We start from the raw sequence: 2,098 nt of genomic DNA, 5'->3' as shown, positions 1-2,098 counted from the left end.
GGTCATGGCGTCTCCGGAGGCGGGGGAGGGCAGTTCGTGCGGAGCGGTCGTTCGAGCGGGCTCACTTCGGCACCACTGATCCCCTCAGCAGGCCGGTGGTTCCGGTGACGAGGCAGGTGACCTGCCGGTTCTTCTTCTTCCAGTTGTCCAGGACCGGCGCCTCGACGTGCCGGCCCGCTTTCTGGCCGGCCGGGACGCGCGGCCCCGCGGGGCCGAACATCTTCTCCCAGCGGTTCCGGCACCCCGCGTCCGCGTCGCGTGCCACCGCGTCGTCGCCCGGCCACGCGCCGTCCCGCAGCGTGAAGAGGGCGTACACCTCGAACTTGTGCTCCAGACGGCAGTCGATGGCCGGTAGGAAGCCGCTGATCTGCCAGGTGGTGAGGCAGTCGCCGGGGAGGAGCCGCGCCAGCGGTGTCAGCACCGTCTCCTTGGCGTCGAGGAGCGGTGCGGTGAGCCGCTTCGGGCCGGGGTAGCGCAGGAGGCACACCACGTCGCGGTCGCCGTCCTTCCACGCCTTCTCGTCGGGACGGTCGGCGTACAGTTCGAGCCGGTTCCCGTAGGCGCTCTGCCTCAGGAACCCGGTGCGCTCGCGGCACTCCTTCCGGGCCATCTCCGCGACGGCCCGGTCGCCGGGGAACGCCGAGGCGGTCAGGGTCACCTCGGCGCCGATCTCCCCCTCGTGCGGCCGGTCGCCGGGCGAGGGCATGAGGAGCACCCGTGTCGACCGCTCTTCGAGCGCGTTGAAGCAGTCGCCGCTGCGCAGGTCGGACGCCCACGTCTTGCCGTGCGTGTCGATCCGGCGGGCCGTGTCCTCCACGCGGTGGGCGGCCATGACCGCCGCGACGCTGAAGACGGCGGCCCAGACGGCCGCCGCCACCAGCCCGGCGGCGGCGAAGCCCCTGCCCTTCTCGCCGCGGCGTCCGGCCTGGACGAGCGCGGCGATGCCGAAGCCGACCGCGAACAGGACCAGGCCGAGCAGGCCCGTGACGAGCGCGGCGACCGCTAACCCGTTCGTCCGTCGCCCTGCGGCGGGGCCGTCCGGGTCCGCTGGTTCGGGGGCGGTCATGGCAGCAGCGGCTTCGTCATGGGGCGCTTCTCGCTCTCGCCCAGGCAGACGACGGTGCGGATGCCGGACGTCCACTCGTCCTCCTCCGGCATCATCCAGGTGAGGATGTCCGGTGTGCGGCGCCCGCTGAACACCTTCTCGTAGCGCTTGTCGCAGCCGGCCTCCGCCCGCCGCTCGGTCGCCTTCGCGCCCGGGTACGGCCCGTCCTCGAGCCGGAAGACGGCGAAGACCTCCATCCAGTGCTCATCGGTGCACGCGAGGACGCGCTGGGCCGGCAGGTCCTCGCTCCACTTGCCGAGGCAGTCGCCGCGGGCGAGCTCGTGCCAGAGCTTGCGGTTGGGGTCAAGCGTCTCGGCGAGCGGTGCGCTGATCTTCCCGGTGCCCTCGTAGAGCATCAGGCAGACCGCCTCGCGGTCCCCGCTCCGCCAGGTCGGCCGGGTCGGCGTGATGACGTAGAGCTGCAGGTCCTCGGCGTACCTGCTCTTCTGGAGGCGGGCGAGGCGCAGGAAGCACGCGTCCTCCGCCTGCTGGAAGACCTCATGGTCGCCGGGGTAGTCGGTGCCGGGCAGGCGCAGGCTGGCACTGACCTCGCCCTGGTGCGGCCGGGTGCAGGGCAGCGCCGTCACCAGTGCCTGGACGTTCCCGTCGAAGCCGGTGAAGCAGTCGCCGACGCGCAGGAGGGAGGGCAGCACCCTGTCCTTCCCGGTGACGTGCCCGGACTCGTCGCGGTCGACGGTGAGCAGGGAGCCGACGGCCGCGGCGGCGGCGACCGCGGCGACGGCGACCCAGACGGCCGAGGCCGCCAGGCCGCCGGCGGCGAGGCCCCTGCCCTTCTCGCCGCGGCGTCCGGCCTGGACGAGCGCGGCGATGCCGAAGCCGACCGCGAACGGGACCAGCGCGAGGACGCCGGTGATCAGGGCGGCGATCGCCAGCCGGTTCGTCCGAGCGGGACCGGTCCGTGGCGGGAGGCCCGGCGGCGGTAAGGCGCCGGGCGGGGGTGCTGCACCGAGCGGAGGTGCGGGGGTGGATGAG

At 73.5% G+C, this 2,098-nt stretch carries 2 protein-coding genes; both read right to left on the bottom strand.

The window, feature by feature from the left end; translation table 11 throughout:
- Positions 1-61: 61 nt before the first annotated feature.
- Entirely contained in the window at positions 62-1,066 is a 1,005-nt protein-coding gene (locus ETD96_RS43545) for a septum formation family protein (RefSeq protein ID WP_138642318.1), read from the bottom strand.
- Positions 1,063-2,098: DUF4190 domain-containing protein (locus tag ETD96_RS43540; RefSeq protein WP_138642317.1), on the bottom strand; the 1,036-nt coding region annotated here is incomplete at its 5' end. The genes ETD96_RS43545 and ETD96_RS43540, both read right to left, overlap by 4 nt.

It is taken from the genome of Actinomadura geliboluensis, from assembly GCF_005889745.1.
GTDB classification, from domain to species: Bacteria; Actinomycetota; Actinomycetes; order Streptosporangiales; family Streptosporangiaceae; genus Spirillospora; species Spirillospora geliboluensis.
This window is presented reverse-complemented; position numbering and strand designations above follow the sequence as displayed.

Coding starts and splice junctions, on each gene's coding strand:
- ETD96_RS43545 (WP_138642318.1), bottom strand. CDS start 1,066: ATGACCGCCCCCGAACCAGCGGACCCGGACGGCCCCGCCGCAGGGCGA.